We start from the raw sequence: 16,314 nt of genomic DNA, 5'->3' as shown, positions 1-16,314 counted from the left end.
ATGGATCGCCTAATTAGAGAAATGTCGTACCTCTTTACCAAGCAGCGTTTTTTGGAGCTTCAGGAAACGGCCAAAGACATCGCAATCGGTCATAGTGACTTTCTTGAGTGTTTCGGTCTTATCGCTGAGGCGATCGCTGAATTTGTTGAAGACACTCCTGATGATGATTGGCGAGAGCATGAAAAAATCCTCATGCACTACGTTGCGATGCGCGTTCTGACGCTGTGGGGTAACGGCGAGAAAGTTACTGATGTCCAGTGGGCGCACCCGGGCTGGTTTGGCACTGCTGAAAAAGGAGAAACCATTCAATGAAGTTGGAAGCATCACTCAAACATTTTAGTCCTCAGGGAATGCACATCAGCGACGACGTGAAGGGAACTTCTCCGGACCGCCTTACAGGAACAGATGTAATGGCGGCGATTGGCACCACCAGCAGCCGTGCGCGCTTCGGCCTGGCCGCTTTCTTCGGAAAGGCTGGTATCAGTAAAACGGATGAACAGCTCGCAGTTCAGGCGCTGGCGCGATATGCGATGGATGTCGCACCGAAGAATGTTCGCAAAGCAGCTGGTGGGCAGTTCGGATGGTGTATGCAGATGCTGGCACAATTTGCCTTTGCCGATTACTCCCGTTCGGCGGCTACCAGCGTGACGTGTCACAGCTGCAATGGGACCGGGTTTATCTCCACGAATGAGGATGTGATTAAACACCCTGGTATTTTCGACGCTGACGGTGCCGAAGTGGTGGCCCCGAAGATTAAAAATGAGCTGGTGAATAGGGTTTGCGGAACATGCGGAGGAAAGAAAGTGATCCTTGCCCGGTGCAGGTGTGGCGGTAAAGGCGAAGTGTTGGACCGCAAAGCGACTAAAGACCGCGGCGCACCGGTTTTCAAAACGTGTGAACGTTGCTCTGGTAATGGTTTCTCTGCTATCTCCTCGGCGACGGTACACCGTGCCATTCTGAAGCGCCTCCCTGACCTTCATCAGTCCTCATGGTCACGCAACTGGAAACCCTTCTATGAAATGCTGGTGGAGACTTTGCGCCAGGGGGAGCATCACGCTGCTGTAGAATTCGAGAAAGCAACGACTTATTAATATGATCGGAGCAAATGGCGACACTTTTTTGCACGATGGTATTGACTTTGCATAAAACTGTCCTGTATGCTTTCCATCGTGGGATATTACGCCTACACGACACCAAACCCGCCTCAGTGCGGGTTTTTTATTTTAAGGGCTGCCTCCGGGTGGCCTTTTTTGTTTCCCCTCGTTCTGAGAGGACTCATGGCGATGATGTATTGACCGCTAGAATGGATTAGTCGTAACTTATTATTGTGGTGAATCCTTTCTAAGCGAAAGGGCGTTCCAGTCAACTGCTATCTGCAGGTATGCGCGCGGCTTTGCTGACTGGGGTAGAGTCACCGGGAGGCACCCGGCACCATGATAACAACAATAAAAGCACCAAATTCCTTGAGAGCCTGCCCTAAAAAGCAGGTTTTTTTTATGTTTTTGTTAACTGCTGCTACGCTTTGAGTTGTGGGTCTAAGATAACTGACTGATGGTTCTCCTGAACCATAGTGAATCAGCCCGATACTGCATCACTCTGGTCAGTTAGCAATACTCACGACTACCTACCTTACTTACAATAGTCACTCATTAGCCCGCCTTCAAAAGCGGGCTTTTTTTATCTCCCCTCAAATTTTCTGAGAGGATTCACAGCAATAAGAGGGGGCTAAATGTCCGATCCTGTTTCTGGCACTACGGTAGCGGCTGGTGGTCTGCTGGTTTCAGTCCTGTACGGTGTCTTTACTCATACTGATTTCGGAGTGGTGTTTGGAGCGTTTGGTGGCGCGGTGTTTTACGTTGCGACAGCTGCAAACCTTACGCGTGCGCGCCTGGCTGCATACTTCCTGACCTCATTCATTGTTGGAGTGCTTGGTGCCGGGTTTGTTGGATCATGGCTAAATGCTGCATCGAGTTATGAAAAACCACTGGATGCACTTGGTGCAGTGATTCTGTCTGCGCTGTGTATAAAAATCCTAACTTTTCTTAATAACCAGGACCTGAACACCCTGTTCGGTTTTTTCTCACGGTTACGCGGAGGAGGGGGAAATGGTAATTGACCCGTCAGCTGTCTTAAACGCGTTTATCTGCTCGGTGATCGTCGTCGTTCTGATGTTCTACCAGCGCCATGGTGCCCGGCACCGTCCTTTCATCTCAATCCTGGCGTATATAACCATCCTGGTTTACGCAGTAATCCCGTGGCAATTCATCTTCGGCCTCTATCGTGACTCCAGTTGGCTGGTGGTGGTGGCAAACCTCCTGATATGCGCAGCTGTTATGAAGGTCCGGGGAAATCTGGCGCGTCTGGTTGATCTTCTGAGGCACTAATGAACCAATCACAATTTCAAAAGGCGGCTGGCATTAGCGCCGGGCTCGCTTCGCGCTGGTTTTCGCATATCGATGCTGCAGTGAAGGAATTCGGCATAACCGCGCCGCTCGATCAGTCCATGTTTATCGCGCAGATGGGCCATGAGTCCGGCGGTTTCACCCGGCTGGTGGAAAACCTGAACTATGCGGCAGAAAACCTGGTACCTACGTTCGGCAAGCATCGCATTACTGCACAGCAGGCCGCCGCGCTCGGCAGAACGGCAACGCAACCGGCAAATCAGAAAGCGATAGCTAATCTGGTTTACGGCGGTGAGTGGGGCAAAAAGAACCTGGGCAACCAGGTTGCTGGTGATGGCTGGAAATATCGCGGTCGCGGCCTGAAGCAAATCACCGGGCTCAGCAATTACCGCAACTGTGGCCACGCGCTGAAGTTGGACCTTGTAACCCAGCCTGAATTGCTGGAACAGGATGAATATGCTGCGCGATCCGCTGCATGGTTCTATGTCTCTCACGGCTGCCTGCTCCATTCCGGCGACGTGGAGCGCGTCACGCTGCTTATCAATGGCGGCCGTAACGGGCTGGATAAGCGCCGCGCGCTGTTTAACCTGGCGAAATCTGTGCTGGTGTGAGGTCACTATGGGGTTTGAAACTTTAATTGGTATTGCTGCAGCAGTAATTGCCGCCATCGCTGGCGCTTTCGGCCTGGGCCATATTCGCGGTTCAAGCAAAGCAGAAGCAAAAGCAGATCAGCAGCGCACCGAAGATAACGCAGCTGCAACGGTCGCAGCAGCAGATCGCCGTGTAGAGACAACGAAAGAGGCCAACAATGTACAGCAGACTGTTAACCATATGCCTGGCGACGATGTTGATCGCGAGCTGCGGGACAACTGGACCCGTAAGGGTTGAGGTGGTGGACACGGCTTGTGACTGGGTTAAACCTATCTACGGAACGGATCACGACTGGGATGTTCTGGACCGCCAGACGAAGAAAGACATCCTGACGCATAACAAAGCGTGGCAGGCGAACTGCCAGCAACCAAAAGAAGTGAGGCCCAAGTGATCGCAACCATCGGAACAATTCTTGTTTGGGCTCTAATCATTGTTGCGGCAGCCGCTGGGCTGTTTTTCGCATTCATCGGATTTATGTTTTTTATCAGCTGGCCAAGGTGACACTAAGTGTTAGCCATTACAAAGCTCACCTGCTGGTGGGCTTGATAATGGTTATCCCCTCCAGCGGATAAGAAAACACTTATCCCCTACAAGGTATAAAACGGCCTCGCACCCGCGGGGTTTTTTAATGCGCATCGCACGCGCACATCAAAGAAAGTCTTTCAGCTGTGAGCCTGGGCAAACCGTTAACTTTCGGCGGCTTTGCCGTGCGACAGGCTCACGTCTAAAAGGAAATAAATCATGAGTGAGAAAATCATTACGTTATCCGGCGCTGCGACGGATGTTCTGTATTCGCTGTTCTTTCGTGGTGCATTGCAATGCGCTGAGCTGCCATCTAAATCTGGTGCTGCTGAGCTTCGCGAACTGGGGTTCGCGGTAACCCGATATACAGCGACGGAATATCTGAAGGAAAGTTATTTCACCTTCCTGACCGCTGAAGGGCAGGAGTTTGCTATTAAGCACCTGGCAGATACACGTTTCGGTGTTCCTGCTGGTGGTTACATTGGTAGCTCTGTAAATATTCAGTTTGGCCGTATTGAGACTGATCCTCGAAAAGGCTATGCCATCAATGTTGGCATCGGCCCAGAAATTAAGACCAGTGTGAAGTTATCCCCTGAAATGGAAAAAGCGATTTCTGATGCTGTGTCAGCTGAACTGAAAAAGAATCTTAAGCCCGGTGGCACAATCTGGGATTGCTTACGGCGTGGAATCTGACGGGAGGCTTTATGCAGGTCACTATTGATGGTGTCCCCTACGCTCCCGCCAGCGTCGTTTCATCACGGATCGGCATTGCCATTTCGACGCATCAGCGCGCAGACGTTTTAAAACGAGCACTCGAACAGCACATGAAGCACCTGCCAGCTGGTGCGCTGGTGGTGGTAGTCGATGATGGTTCAAAACCTGCAGCGGTAGTTCCCCACGGCGTGCAGCTGCTTCGCCATGAAACATCACTCGGCATTGTTGCTTCGAAGAACGCCAGCCTGTCAGCCCTGATGGATGCCGGGTGCGAACATCTTTTTTTATGGGATGATGACGCCTGGCCCATCGCAGACAACTGGCACCTCCCTTACATCGAATCACCTGAGCCGCACCTGGCTTACCAGTTTCTTGATTTGGCCGGGCGCAATAAGCTGAACGACATGGCGGAACTGTACCGTGATGATAAGCATGTTGCTTACACCGGGCAGCGCGGAGTGATGCTTTATTACCACCGCAGCACCATCGAGAAGGTAGGCGGATTCGATCCGGTATACGGTCGCGGCATGTACGAACACAGCGACCTTGCCCTGCGCATCCATAACGCTGGCCTGACGACGTGGTCTTACGCTGATGTTGTCGGTTCAGAAAAGCTGATTCATTCTCTCGATGAGCATGAGGCCGTGGAGCGTTCGGTACCGAAGCCAGACCGTCAGGCGCTGGTGGAACGTAACGTTAAAATCCACAACGAACGGCGTGATACCGGGTATACCGGTTATGTTGAATACCGGCAGCAGCGCGACGTGGTAATCACAACGCTGCTTACCAGTCAGCCTGACCCGCAGCGCGGCACGAAAATGGCGGCCTCGCCTGACCTGCTGAGCAAATGGGCGGCCTCGCTTCGCCAGTGTGGGCGTATAGCGCTGGTGGATGAATTACTGACGGCCCCGGCCGATGTTGAGCTGTATCTCGTACCTGACGTGAAGATGAATGTCTACTTCCGTCGCTGGCTGCACATCTGGCAGCACATGCGAGAACATCCTGAATACCGGTTCGTCTGGTGTACCGATGGTACCGATGTCGAAATGCTGCGCGCGCCATGGGATGAAATGCAGCCCGGAAATGTTTACGTCGGTTCTGAACCAAAGACCTACGCCGACACCTGGGCAAAGCAGAATCATCCGGAGCGTATCTATCAGGATTTCATTGAAGAGCACCGGAACCATGTGATGCTTAACGCTGGCCTTCTGGGTGGCACCCGTGCTGATGTCATGGCATTCGCTCACGGCATCATCCGCCTTTACTACCGGATAGAGAGCTACCGTTTCTGGAAGAAAGAACAGGCTGGTGCAGCGGTGGGGGATATGATCGCTTTTGGCATTGTTGCTAAATCGTTTGGCGATCGCATTGTCACCGGCCCGCGCATCCACACTATTTTTAAGTCCGATGGTGTCGGTAAAGAGTTCGCTTTCTGGCGCCATAAATAGTTTGAAAAATAAATCAAGGTCGCTTCGGCGGCCTTTTTTATTGGTTGCGAGATATGCACATGGCTAAAAAATGTTACGTGAATGACTGCGATAATCGTTCTGAAAAAAGAGGGATGTGCGGAAAGCACTATTTCAGGTGGCGGAAATACGGTGATCCATTGGTTGTGCGGAACACAGTTTATAGCTCGCCACAGGAAGCAATTAAGGCCAGGACAAAGGTTGAAGGCGAATGCCAGGTATGGACCGGAGCAAAGTTAAAAACAGGTTACGGAAGCATTCGGACTGGCGGTAAGGCATTACGTGTGCATCGCTTTGTTTGGGAATCCGTAAGCGGTCCTGTTCCTGATGGTATGGATGTCGATCATATTTGTCGCAACAGGCTCTGCTGCAATATCAATCACCTCAGGTTGGCCAGCAGAAGCGAGAACAATCAGAACCTCGGCGGCGCTAAGAAAAATAGTAAAACTGGAGTACTCGGGGTTACTTATCTGAATCGCGGCAACAGGCGCTGGCTCGCGCAAGTTAAGCTCAATGGCAAGTTTGTTCTAAGGAAAACATTCATGTCACTTGAAGAAGCCAGGGACGCAGCTATTGCCGCCAGACTAGAGCATTTCACACACAATGAGGCTGACAGATGTTGATCGCTATCGTGGCTCACCATTCCCGCCGCACCATGGCTGAAGAGTTAGCGAGTAAGCTTGAGGCTGACATTGTCTTCAGGGATGAGCATAGTGTTGGTGCAAATTCAAACCACCTTCGCGCTCTTCGTTGGGCTGCTGAGCAATCAGACAGGGTGATTATCATCGAAGAGGATGCATTCCCCGTTGATGGTTTTCGTTATAAGGCTCAGGACTTGCTGACCCGCTTTCCTGACGACATGCTGAGCTTTTATCTCGGTACCGGGCGGCCTCCACAGTATCAAATGCAGATTGCTGAGCGGCTAATCGTGGCTGATAAGACACGCGCTGATTACATCACGCTGTCGAGACTCATTCATGGCGTTTGCTATAGCGTCCCGCCTGAGCATGTGCATCGCGTGCTATCCCGTTGGGATAACAGCAAGCCCGCCGATTACGCTGTGGGTGATGCATGGGGTGGCTCAGTGATCTATCCGTGCTACTCGCTGGTGGATCATGCAGATGGTGAACCGGTTGAACGTCATCCTGACTCAGCACCACGAACAGAACGCCGCCGGGCGTGGAGGTTAGCCTGATGCCTGCGTTAATACCGAGAGCATGCCGCAAGCGTGGCTGCCCTGGTACAACCACCGATCGCTCAGGCTATTGCATCAAGCATCTTAACGAAGGCTGGCAGCAGCATCAGCGAGGACAGAGCAGGCATCAGCGCGGTTATGGCAGTAAGTGGGACAGGCTGCGCCCAATCGTTCTCGACAGAGATAAACACCTCTGTCAGGAATGCCTGCGGAATGGAAGGTATACACCCGCTGAGACGGTGGACCACATCAAGCCGAAAGCTCAAGGCGGTACTGACGATCTCTCTAATCTGGAATCAATTTGCCGCGGCTGCCATAAAGCTAAGACAGCACGCGAACGCCTGAACAGAAATTAAGTAACGAGGTGAAGATGACTGAATCGAAACATGGTTCAGGGCTTCCGCACGCCCATGCTGCCTGCATTGTGGATGGATGCGAATTATCGGTACGATCCCGTAACAGCCACTACTGTGAAAAGCATTACATGCGCGTCCGGCGTCATGGAACGACAGAGAAGCTCAGCACAAGAAAGGATGGCAAGCTGGAGCACACTGGCGGATATCTGCTGGTGTATGCGCCCGATCATCCTTTGGCATGTGGGAGTCCTCGTGTTTACGAGCACCGGAAAGTCTATTACGACAAACATGGGGCTGGACCGTTCCGTTGTCACTGGTGTGCAAAAACCGTTGGCTGGGACACCCTTCACATCGACCACCTCGATGACTGTAAGACCAATAACGAGCCTGACAATCTTGTGCCAAGTTGCCCTGTGTGCAATCAGAAGCGAGGCGTAGACAAGATGAGAAAGACAATGCGAGAGAACTCCGATCGCAGATATACCGCTCACGGCAAGAAGATGTGTCTTAACGAATGGGCGGATTACCTGGGTATTTCGAGAAACTCCATTGAGTATCGACTGAAGGCAGGCTGGGACATCAGTAAGGTGTTCAGCCCTCGCATTGGTAACAGTGGTCCCCCGAGCCGGAAACTGGCGAAAATCGTGCATGAGTCGGTTAAATGATATCTGCTCTCATTTGCGCGGTCTGGGGGAGGGCGGGTAAAAACCTCAGGGGAATCAGCCTAAAGGACCGCCGCCTAACCTCTTTTCACATCGCCGCAGGTTAGAAAACTTTTTTATGGGGTCCCCCACTCGATGATTAATAGGAGTTTTCGATTATGTCTGGACCACCAAAAACCCCGACCCATCTACGTTTGGTGAGGGGTAACCCATCAAAACGCCCGATTAATGAAAACGAACCAAAGCCAGCTGCAGGGGTACCCCCAACGCCGAAGCATTTCGACAAGCAGGGGAAATACTGGTTTAAGCGGATGGCCGACGAGCTCGATGCTATCGGTGTGATGTCCCAACTGGACGCCAGAGCCCTTGAGTTGCTGGTTGAGGCATATACCGAATACCGGCACCACTGCGACACGCTTGAAATTGAGGGGTACACCTACCGGACCGAAACGCAGAGCGGGGATGTGATGATCAAGGCTCACCCGGCAGCCGTCATGAAAGCTGATGCTTGGAAACGTCTGCGCGCAATGCTCGGTGAGTTCGGCATGACGCCAGCCAGCCGCTCTAAAGTGAATGCAAAAGGTCCTGATGCGGTTGATCCGCTGGCCGAGTTTATGAAAGCGAGGGATTAATGGCTAAGGTTGCAGAAGGCATCCGCTACGCCGAGAGGGTGGTGGCGGGGGAAATTATTGCCTGTGAGTATGTGCGCCTTGCCTGTCAGCGTTTTCTTGACGATCTGGCACACGGCGAAGAGCGCGGTATTTTCTTCAGTGAGCCACGCGCGCAGCACATTCTGAATTTCTATAATTTTGTTCCTCACGTAAAAGGCGCCCTGGCAGGCCAGCCTATTGAGCTGATGGACTGGCATGTTTTCATCCTGATTAATATTTTTGGTTTTGTTATCCCGCTGGTTAACGAAGAGACGGGGGAAACCGTTCTGCGTAACGACGGCAGCGGTCGGCCGGTGATGGTTCGGCGTTTCCGTACAGCAGATGTTGAGGTGGCCCGTAAAAATGCCAAATCAACACTTTGCTCCGGCGTTGGGCTCTATATGGCTGGCGCTGACGGCGAGGGTGGTGCGGAGGTTTATTCCGCTGCAACCACCCGTGACCAGGCGCGAATTGTTTTTGAAGACGCGAAAAATATGGTCAAGAAGGCGAAAGCCACTCTTGGGCGGATCTTCGAATTCAACAAGCTCGCTATCTACCAGGAGCAAACGGCCTCCAAATTCGAGCCTTTATCATCAGATGCGAACAACCTCGACGGCCTGAACATCCACTGTGCCATCGTCGACGAGCTGCATGCTCATAAAACCCGTGACGTCTGGGACGTTCTGGAGACGGCCACAGGCGCTCGCCTGCAATCGCTGCTTTTCGGTATCACCACCGCCGGCTTCAACAAAGAAGGTATCTGTTACGAATTGCGTGATTACGCCATCAAGGTTCTGCGCGGGCTGGTAAAAGACGATACGTTTTTTGCCATCATCTACACCTTAGATGAAGGTGACGATCCATTTGATGAAAAAGTCTGGCAGAAGGCGAATCCGGGGCTGGGTATCTGTAAGCGCTGGGATGATCTGCGCCGCCTGGCTAAAAAGGCGAAAGAGCAGGTTTCGGCCAGGATTAACTTTTTCACCAAACACATGAACATCTGGGTTACCGCTGAGTCTGCCTGGATGGACATGATGAAATGGGAAAAATGCGAGTTTATCGCCCCGCTGCACGAGCTTAAAACCTATCCCTCCTGGGTGGGCGTTGACCTGTCAAACAAAATTGATATCTGTGCGGCCGCTAAAGTCTGGCGCGCACCGGATGGACATGTTCATGCGGATTTTAAATTCTGGCTACCGGAAGGACGCCTTGAGAAATGTTCACGCCAGATGGCAGAGCTTTATCGTAAATGGGCCGAGATGGACAAGCTGATCCTTACAGATGGGGATGTAATCGACCATGCTCAGATTAAGGAAGAGCTACAGGCGTGGGTTGCTGGCGAGAGCCTGAAAGAAATTGGCTTCGATCCGTGGAGTGCGACGCAGTTCAGCCTTGCGCTGGCAGAAGAAGGATTGCCGCTGGTGGAAGTACCGCAGACGGTTCGCAATTTCTCTGAGGCCATGAAAGAGGTCGAGGCGCTGGTATACGGTGGTCGTTTCCATCACAGCGATCACCCGGTAATGAACTGGATGATGTCTAACGTAACCGTCAAACCCGACAGGAACGAAAACATTTTCCCGAACAAGTCCACACCAGAGGCCAAGATTGACGGCCCGGCGGCATTGTTCACAGCAATGAGCCGCGTTCTGGTTAACGGTGGCAACGACCAGCAGGATCTCTCCGGATTCTTCAATAATCCCATCATGGTAGGTTTCTGATGAAAAAAAACAAACAGCCAGGCAGGGTTAAAAGTGCTCTGCTTAACTGGCTTGGTGTGCCTATCAGCCTGACTACCGGCACGTTCTGGGAGGAATGGTTTGGTACCAGCAGCAGCGGAAAGGTGGTAACGGCCGATAAAGCCATCCAGCTATCGGCTGTGTGGGCATGCGTAAGACTGTTAAGCGAGTCTATTTCAACCCTTCCGCTGAAAATATACGTTCGACAGCCTGACGGTTCGCGTAAAGCGGCAACCGATCATCCGGCCTATTCGATACTGTGCCGCCGCCCCAATTCAGAAATGACACCATCACGCTTTATGTTGATGGTGGTCGCCAGTATTTGCCTGCGCGGGAACGCCTTCATTGAGAAGAAATTCATCGCAAACCGCCTGGTTTCGCTGGTGCCTTTACTGCCGCAGAACATGGTGGTTAAACGTCTCGTGACCGGGGCGCTGGAATACAAATACACTGAAAACGGTAACGAGCGCGTCATTCCCGTCAAAAACATCATGCACATTCGCGGGTTCGGTCTGGATGGCGTTTGCGGCATGATGCCGATGAAGACTGGCCGGGATGTGATCGGTTCTGCAATGGCGGTAGAAGAGTCTGCGGCAAAAATATTCGAGCAAGGATTACAAAGTTCTGGCTTCCTGACAGCGGAACAAGCATTAAGCGATGAGCAGAGGGAAAGGCTCCGGGAGTACATGGCAAAGTTCACCGGCTCAAAGAATGCCGGAAAAATAATGGTGCTGGAGGGAGGGCTGAAGTACCAGGGCGTTACCATGAATCCCGAAGACGCCCAGATGCTGGAAAGCCGATCTTTCAGTATTGAGGAAATCTGCCGCTGGTTTCGCGTGCCTCCTTTCATGGTTGGCCACACCACGAAACAAAGCAGCTGGGCATCCAGCCTTGAGGGCATGAACCTGCAGTTCCTGACTCATACTCTTCGACCGCTGCTGGTGAATATTGAGCAAGAAATCGGGCGGTGTTTACTCGACAGCGATGACGAAGTGTTTGCAGAGTTCTCCGTTGAAGGACTGCTGCGCGCTGACAGCGCAGGTCGCGCAGCATACTATACCAGCGCGCTTCAGAATGGCTGGATGTCTCGAAATGACGTTCGTCGTCTTGAGAACATGCCGCCAATTGAAGGGGGCGATATTTACACCGTTCAGCTCAACCTGACGCAACTGAAAAATCTCGAAAGCAGCAACCCTGCTGTTCAGGCACTGGCCCTGCGAGAGCTGCATAACCACGTATTCCCCGATATTTCCTTTGAACAATCTCCGCTGAAACAGGCCGCTTAGGAGCACTTTCCTGATGAGCAAAAAACAACTTCCGGTAGCACCGGCGGGTCGCCCCTGCGCGCGCGTTACCTGTGAAACATTACCGTCCGCACTGGACCGCTGGGACGGCGGGATCAAAGCGGCGTCCACCGACGATAACAGCATTTCTGTTTTCGATGTTATCGGGCAGGACTACTGGGGCGAAGGGGTAACAGCTAAACGTATTGCCGGTGCGCTTCGGGCTATGAATGGCGCCGACGTCACGGTCAATATTAACTCCCCTGGCGGTGACATGTTCGAAGGCCTGGCAATCTACAACCTTCTGCGTGAATACGAAGGCCGTGTGACGGTGAAGGTGCTCGGTATTGCCGCCAGCGCCGCCTCGGTCATTGCGATGGCCGGGGATGATATTCAGATCGGTCGTGGTGCCTTCCTGATGATCCACAACTGCTGGGTCTACGCGATGGGTAACCGCCATGATTTTGCTGAACTGGCACAGTCACTGGAACCCTTCGATACCGCTATGGCTGATATCTACGCGGCGCGCTCCGGCCTTGATATGGCCGCCGTGCAGAAGCTGATGGACGTGGAAAGCTATATCGGTGGCAGTGATGCTGTGGCGAAGGGACTGGCAGACAGCCTGCTTTCTGCTGATGCGGTCAGCGACGGCGACGAATCGCCTGCTGCTGCGCTTCGCAAACTTGATGCATTGCTGGCCAAGACCAACACCCCGCGCTCTGAGCGCAGAAAACTCATTAAAGCCTTATCCGGTGGCATGCCTGGCGCTGTCACCACCAACGACGGTACGCCGGGCGCTGCCGAAGACATCAAACCTGAAACCATCAATTCACTTGAAAGCGCCCTGGCGGCGTTAGTCAAATAAGGACCCTTTATGTCTGAAGTAAACGATATTCTGAAAAAAGTCACTGCCAGCATTGAAGAAGCAACCGGCAAGTTCAACGCGAAAGCAGAAGACGCACTCAAAGAGGCGCAGAAGTCAGGCAGGCTGTCAGAAGAAACAAAAGCTGCCGTTGATAAAATGGCTTCTGAGTTCAATGCGCTGCGTGAAGCTGAAAAAACCCTGAAGGCCGCAATGGGCGAACTGGAGCAACATGTTGCCCAGATGCCGCTGGCAAACGCGAAGCATGTTGTGGAGTCAATCGGCCAGCAGGTGATCTCTGCTGAGGCGCTGAAAACCTTTGCTGCCAGTGTTGAAGGTGGCAAACGTATCAGCATCCCGGTGAAGGCTGCCCTGACTTCGGTGGATGTGCCTGATGGTGTTGTGGAGCCACAACGCCTGCCGGGTATTGATACGGCACCGAAACAGCGCCTGTTTATCCGCGATCTGATTGCGCCTGGTCGCACTTCCTCCTCTGCTATCTTCTGGGTGCAGCAGACGGGCTTTACCAATAACGCGAAAGTGGTTCCTGAAAACACGCAGAAACCATACAGCGAAATTGAGTTCACGCCGAAAATCACTGGCGTCAGTACTATCGCCCACCTGTTCAAAGCCTCAAAGCAGATCCTGGATGACTTCGCACAGTTGCAGTCCACCGTTGATGCCGAAATGCGGTACGGGCTGAAGTATGCAGAAGAGCAGGAAATTCTCTTTGGTGATGGTACCGGCGTTCATCTGCATGGCATCGTTCCTCAGGCGTCGGCGTTTAATCCAGCGTTCACTGTCGAACAACAGAGCGGGATTGATGATCTGCGTCTGGCAATGTTGCAGGCGCAGCTGGCGCGCTTCCCGGCATCCGGTCATGTTCTTCACTTCATTGACTGGGCGCGGATCGAGCTGACAAAAGACAGCCTGGGCCGTTACATCCTGGCTAACCCGGCGGCACTGACTGGCCCGACTCTGTGGGGTCTGCCGGTTGTTGCAACGGAAGCGGCAGCCTTCCAGGGTAAATTCCTGACCGGTGCATTCAACGCTGGCGCGCAAATCTTCGACCGCGAAGATGCGAACGTGGTGATCTCCACGGAGAACGCCGACGACTTCGAGAAAAACATGATCACCATCCGTTGCGAGGAACGTCTGGCGCTGGCCGTCAAACGCCCTGAGGCATTTGTATACGGTGCATTCCGCACTGGCGCTGGTAGCTGATGAAATAGCGGCCTTCGGGCCGCTTTTACAGGTGGGAAAATGAAACTGATTGCACTTAAACCGATTTATTTCGGCGGTACCGTCGTTACTGATGGGCTTCCGCTGGAAACTCTGGAACAGCACGGTCGCGAGCTCATCAAAAAAGGCTATGCGATGCTCGATGAATCAGAAAATCCTGCAGAGCAGGAACAGCCGGAAGTGAAAGCGGACAAGAAGGCGAAAAAATAATGGTCGATCTTGATGTGGTGAAACAGCACTGCCGCATTGATAGCGACTTTACCGGTGATGACGCCCTGCTGACTTTATACACCGGTGCGGCTGCGCGTTACGTCCAGACATGGACAAGGCGAACGCTCTATGAAAACCAGAGCTCCCCTGGCTACGCAGATGATCCGGACCCGATTCTACTGAATGATGATGTTAAAGCGGCCATGTTATTGCTGATAGGTCACTGGTATGCCAACAGAGAATCAGTTTCCGTCGGTCAGACTGTTGCAGAGGTCCCGTTTGCAGTTGAAGCCTTGCTGCAGCCATACCGAATTTACGGGGTATAGGAGGACTTTATGCAGGCCGGAAGACTGAGAGACAGGTTGGTGGTTCAGAACCTCACAACATCCAGAGATCCTTCTGGCCAGCCTGTTGAAGCATGGCATGACGGCGCAGAAACCTGGGCAGAAGTAAAGGGCATTAGTGGCCGCGAGCTGGTAGCCGCTGGTGCTGAAACCGCAGTCGCCACTATCAGGGTATGGACACGATTTCGTAGCGATATAACTGCTGCGTCCAGACTCAGGGTTATGACTGGCCCGTTCAAGGGGGCCATTTTGAATATTATTGGTCCGCCTATCCCTGATTCTCGTGGTGTTCAGCTCGAAATTCTTTGCAAACAGGGGACCGAAAAATGATTGAGACGAGCCTCGATTTTTCCGGATTAAATGACATCGCAAAGGATCTGGAGGCGCTTAGCCGTGCCGAAAACAACAAGGTTATGCGTGATGCCACGCGCGCCGGTGCCGAAGTGCTTAAGGAAGAAGTGATCGCCCGCGCTCCGGTGCGTACCGGGAAACTGAAAAAAAACGTGGTGGTGGTGACCCAAAAAAGCCGTCGCCGCGGGGAAATTTCTTCCGGCGTCCATATTCGTGGTGTTAACCCGCGCACCGGGAACAGCGATAACACGATGAAGGCGAATAACCCGAGAAACGCCTTTTACTGGCGCTTTGTGGAGCTTGGCACTGCGAACATGCCTGCGCATCCTTTTGTGCGACCCGCTTACGATACGCGCGAGGAAGAGGCCGCCAGCGTCGCCATTGCCAGGATGAATCAGGCTATTGATGAGGTACTGAGCAAGTGAATGAAGATAATATCTACGCCTTGCTTTCTACCCTGGCAGATGGACGGGTATACCCCTATGTTGCGCCATTAGGTAGTGACGGGAAACCGTCTGTCTCTCCACCCTGGATTATCTTTTCCATCGTCGATGATGTTTCCGCTGACGTGCTGTGTGGCCAGGCAGAGAGCAGGGTTTCCATTCAGGTAGATGTGTATTCCACTACGATCACTGAATCACGCACCCTGAGAGATTTGGTGCTCTCTTCGCTTGAGCCGTTAACCCCTACAGAGGTGGTAAAAATCCCCGGGTACGAGCCAGATTATCGGCTCTACCGTGCCACCCTGGATTTTAAAGTTACCCCCTGACAATTAATTCACCCAACGAACCCGCCTGATGGCGGGTTTTCTTTTTCCAGGAGACAGCTATGTCTGCACTTTATGAAAAATCGCAGCTGACGAAGATCCTTATTTCCTCTGCGCCAGCCACCAAAGAAACGATGGACTCTGCAACCTTCCTCGATCTGAGTTGCACCATCAAAGAAATTCAGTTCACCGGTGGTCAGAAGCAGGATATCGACGTAACAACGCTTTGCTCTACCGAGCAGGAGAATATCAACGGTCTGCCTTCTCCGTCAGAAATCTCTCTGTCCGGTAACTTTTACAAGAACCCGGCGCAGGACGCCTTGCGCGATGCGTATGACAACGATACGACCTACGCTTTCCAGGTCATTTTCCCGTCGGGCAAAGGCTTTAAGTTCCTGGCTGAAATCCGCCAGCACACATGGTCTTCCGGTACCAACGGCGTAGTGGCGGCAACGTTCTCCCTGCGCCTGAAGGGTAAGCCTGAAAACATCGAATCTGGTTCATGAGGGGTTGCATGAAAAATATTAAAAACCTCGCCCTGGCTAAGATGTCGGGCTTTCGTCATAAGTCGGTCGCCGTTCCTGAGTGGGAAGGCGTCAAAGTGGTTCTCCGTGAGCCGTCAGGTGAAGCCTGGCTGCGCTGGCAGGAAGTGGTGAAAGCGGGAGCCGACGATGAAAATGTGTCGGTATCGGAAAAGGCGCACCGTAATCTTTGCGCTGACGTGGTGCTCTTCATTGACGTCCTGTGCGATACCGATAAGCAACCGGTATTCAGCGTTGACGAAGAAGAGCAGGTGCGTGAAATTTACGGACCCGTACACTCACGCCTGCTCAAACAGGCGCTTGACCTGATTAACAACGCGGACGAAGCGCGGGAAAAGTCTCAACCCCCGGCGTAAAGTT

Annotated in this window: 24 protein-coding genes and 1 pseudogene; all 25 read left to right on the top strand. The window is 52.7% G+C overall.

All coding sequences use genetic code 11. From position 1 onward, the window contains the following. The 25 genes and pseudogenes from ADJ24_RS17415 (at position 1) to ADJ24_RS17300 (ending at position 16,310) form a co-directional block, all read left to right on the top strand. Positions 1–312: a hypothetical protein gene (locus ADJ24_RS17415; RefSeq protein ID WP_048703159.1), complete on the top strand. Its 312-nt coding sequence runs from the start codon at positions 1–3 to the stop codon at positions 310–312. Then, on the top strand, positions 309–1,091 hold the full coding sequence (locus ADJ24_RS17410) for an antitermination protein (RefSeq protein ID WP_048703156.1): 783 nt from the start codon (positions 309–311) through the stop codon (positions 1,089–1,091). Before ADJ24_RS17415 ends, ADJ24_RS17410 begins: the two co-directional genes overlap by 4 nt. Before the next feature lie 638 nt (positions 1,092–1,729). Then, positions 1,730–2,116, top strand: coding sequence for a phage holin family protein (locus ADJ24_RS17405; RefSeq protein WP_048703153.1), 387 nt, complete (start codon positions 1,730–1,732; stop codon positions 2,114–2,116). Continuing rightward, positions 2,106–2,384, top strand: coding sequence for a phage holin family protein (locus ADJ24_RS17400; protein WP_048703148.1), 279 nt, complete (start codon positions 2,106–2,108; stop codon positions 2,382–2,384). Before ADJ24_RS17405 ends, ADJ24_RS17400 begins: the two co-directional genes overlap by 11 nt. Next, on the top strand, positions 2,384–3,013 hold the full coding sequence (locus tag ADJ24_RS17395) for a glycoside hydrolase family 19 protein (RefSeq protein WP_048703145.1): 630 nt from the start codon (positions 2,384–2,386) through the stop codon (positions 3,011–3,013). The genes ADJ24_RS17400 and ADJ24_RS17395 overlap by 1 nt, the downstream gene beginning before the upstream one ends. A gap of 7 nt (positions 3,014–3,020) precedes the next feature. Then, complete coding sequence (locus ADJ24_RS17390; RefSeq protein ID WP_048703142.1) at positions 3,021–3,290, top strand: hypothetical protein; 270 nt, start codon at positions 3,021–3,023, stop codon at positions 3,288–3,290. 4 nt (positions 3,291–3,294) lie between these two features. After that, entirely contained in the window at positions 3,295–3,444 is a 150-nt protein-coding gene (locus tag ADJ24_RS17385) for a hypothetical protein (protein ID WP_227163384.1), read from the top strand. A gap of 350 nt (positions 3,445–3,794) precedes the next feature. Further along, positions 3,795–4,268: a hypothetical protein gene (locus tag ADJ24_RS17380; RefSeq protein ID WP_048703134.1), complete on the top strand. Its 474-nt coding sequence runs from the start codon at positions 3,795–3,797 to the stop codon at positions 4,266–4,268. A gap of 11 nt (positions 4,269–4,279) precedes the next feature. Then, positions 4,280–5,737 (top strand): glycosyltransferase family 2 protein, encoded by a 1,458-nt coding sequence (locus ADJ24_RS17375; protein WP_048703131.1) that lies wholly within the window; start codon positions 4,280–4,282, stop codon positions 5,735–5,737. Positions 5,738–5,796: 59 nt separating this feature from the next. After that, entirely contained in the window at positions 5,797–6,378 is a 582-nt protein-coding gene (locus ADJ24_RS17370) for an HNH endonuclease signature motif containing protein (protein WP_160311372.1), read from the top strand. Next, entirely contained in the window at positions 6,372–6,950 is a 579-nt protein-coding gene (locus ADJ24_RS17365; RefSeq protein ID WP_048703125.1) for a hypothetical protein, read from the top strand. The genes ADJ24_RS17370 and ADJ24_RS17365 overlap by 7 nt, the downstream gene beginning before the upstream one ends. After that, complete coding sequence (locus ADJ24_RS24490) at positions 6,950–7,306, top strand: HNH endonuclease (protein ID WP_075204449.1); 357 nt, start codon at positions 6,950–6,952, stop codon at positions 7,304–7,306. The genes ADJ24_RS17365 and ADJ24_RS24490 overlap by 1 nt, the downstream gene beginning before the upstream one ends. A gap of 14 nt (positions 7,307–7,320) precedes the next feature. Then, entirely contained in the window at positions 7,321–7,971 is a 651-nt protein-coding gene (locus tag ADJ24_RS17360) for an HNH endonuclease (RefSeq protein ID WP_053085152.1), read from the top strand. 155 nt (positions 7,972–8,126) lie between these two features. After that, positions 8,127–8,600: a phage terminase small subunit P27 family gene (locus ADJ24_RS17355; protein ID WP_048703122.1), complete on the top strand. Its 474-nt coding sequence runs from the start codon at positions 8,127–8,129 to the stop codon at positions 8,598–8,600. Next, on the top strand, positions 8,600–10,336 hold the full coding sequence (locus ADJ24_RS17350) for a terminase large subunit (protein ID WP_048703120.1): 1,737 nt from the start codon (positions 8,600–8,602) through the stop codon (positions 10,334–10,336). Before ADJ24_RS17355 ends, ADJ24_RS17350 begins: the two co-directional genes overlap by 1 nt. Further along, positions 10,336–11,640 (top strand): phage portal protein, encoded by a 1,305-nt coding sequence (locus tag ADJ24_RS17345; protein WP_048703116.1) that lies wholly within the window; start codon positions 10,336–10,338, stop codon positions 11,638–11,640. Before ADJ24_RS17350 ends, ADJ24_RS17345 begins: the two co-directional genes overlap by 1 nt. Positions 11,641–11,653: 13 nt before the next feature. Beyond that, positions 11,654–12,502, top strand: a complete 849-nt coding sequence (locus tag ADJ24_RS17340) for a head maturation protease, ClpP-related (RefSeq protein ID WP_048703113.1) — start codon at positions 11,654–11,656, stop codon at positions 12,500–12,502. 9 nt (positions 12,503–12,511) lie between these two features. Continuing rightward, on the top strand, positions 12,512–13,723 hold the full coding sequence (locus ADJ24_RS17335; RefSeq protein ID WP_048703110.1) for a phage major capsid protein: 1,212 nt from the start codon (positions 12,512–12,514) through the stop codon (positions 13,721–13,723). A 39-nt stretch (positions 13,724–13,762) separates the two neighbouring features. After that, the gene (locus ADJ24_RS17330) at positions 13,763–13,951 is read left to right on the top strand and encodes a hypothetical protein (RefSeq protein ID WP_048703108.1); all 189 of its coding nucleotides are present in this window, start codon (positions 13,763–13,765) and stop codon (positions 13,949–13,951) included. Beyond that, a complete protein-coding gene (locus tag ADJ24_RS17325) occupies positions 13,951–14,277 on the top strand; it encodes a head-tail connector protein (RefSeq protein WP_048703104.1) in 327 nt (108 codons plus the stop codon). The genes ADJ24_RS17330 and ADJ24_RS17325 overlap by 1 nt, the downstream gene beginning before the upstream one ends. Before the next feature lie 9 nt (positions 14,278–14,286). Beyond that, a complete protein-coding gene (locus ADJ24_RS17320; RefSeq protein WP_048703101.1) occupies positions 14,287–14,625 on the top strand; it encodes a phage head closure protein in 339 nt (112 codons plus the stop codon). Then, positions 14,622–15,071 (top strand): HK97-gp10 family putative phage morphogenesis protein, encoded by a 450-nt coding sequence (locus tag ADJ24_RS17315; RefSeq protein WP_048703098.1) that lies wholly within the window; start codon positions 14,622–14,624, stop codon positions 15,069–15,071. Before ADJ24_RS17320 ends, ADJ24_RS17315 begins: the two co-directional genes overlap by 4 nt. Further along, positions 15,068–15,415, top strand: a complete 348-nt coding sequence (gene gp17, locus ADJ24_RS17310; protein WP_048703095.1) for a tail completion protein gp17 — start codon at positions 15,068–15,070, stop codon at positions 15,413–15,415. The genes ADJ24_RS17315 and gp17 overlap by 4 nt, the downstream gene beginning before the upstream one ends. Positions 15,416–15,474: 59 nt before the next feature. Further along, positions 15,475–15,894: pseudogene (locus ADJ24_RS17305) on the top strand (phage tail tube protein); the annotation flags it as partial. Between the two features lie 32 nt (positions 15,895–15,926). Then, the gene (locus ADJ24_RS17300) at positions 15,927–16,310 is read left to right on the top strand and encodes a phage tail assembly chaperone (protein ID WP_022650853.1); all 384 of its coding nucleotides are present in this window, start codon (positions 15,927–15,929) and stop codon (positions 16,308–16,310) included. Positions 16,311–16,314 lie beyond the last annotated feature (4 nt).

Source organism: Enterobacter sp. 940_PEND (assembly GCF_001059415.1).
GTDB classification, from domain to species: domain Bacteria; phylum Pseudomonadota; class Gammaproteobacteria; order Enterobacterales; family Enterobacteriaceae; genus Enterobacter; species Enterobacter cloacae_M.
The sequence above is the reverse complement of the archived record's forward strand: the minus strand, read 5'-3'. Positions and strand labels throughout refer to the sequence as shown.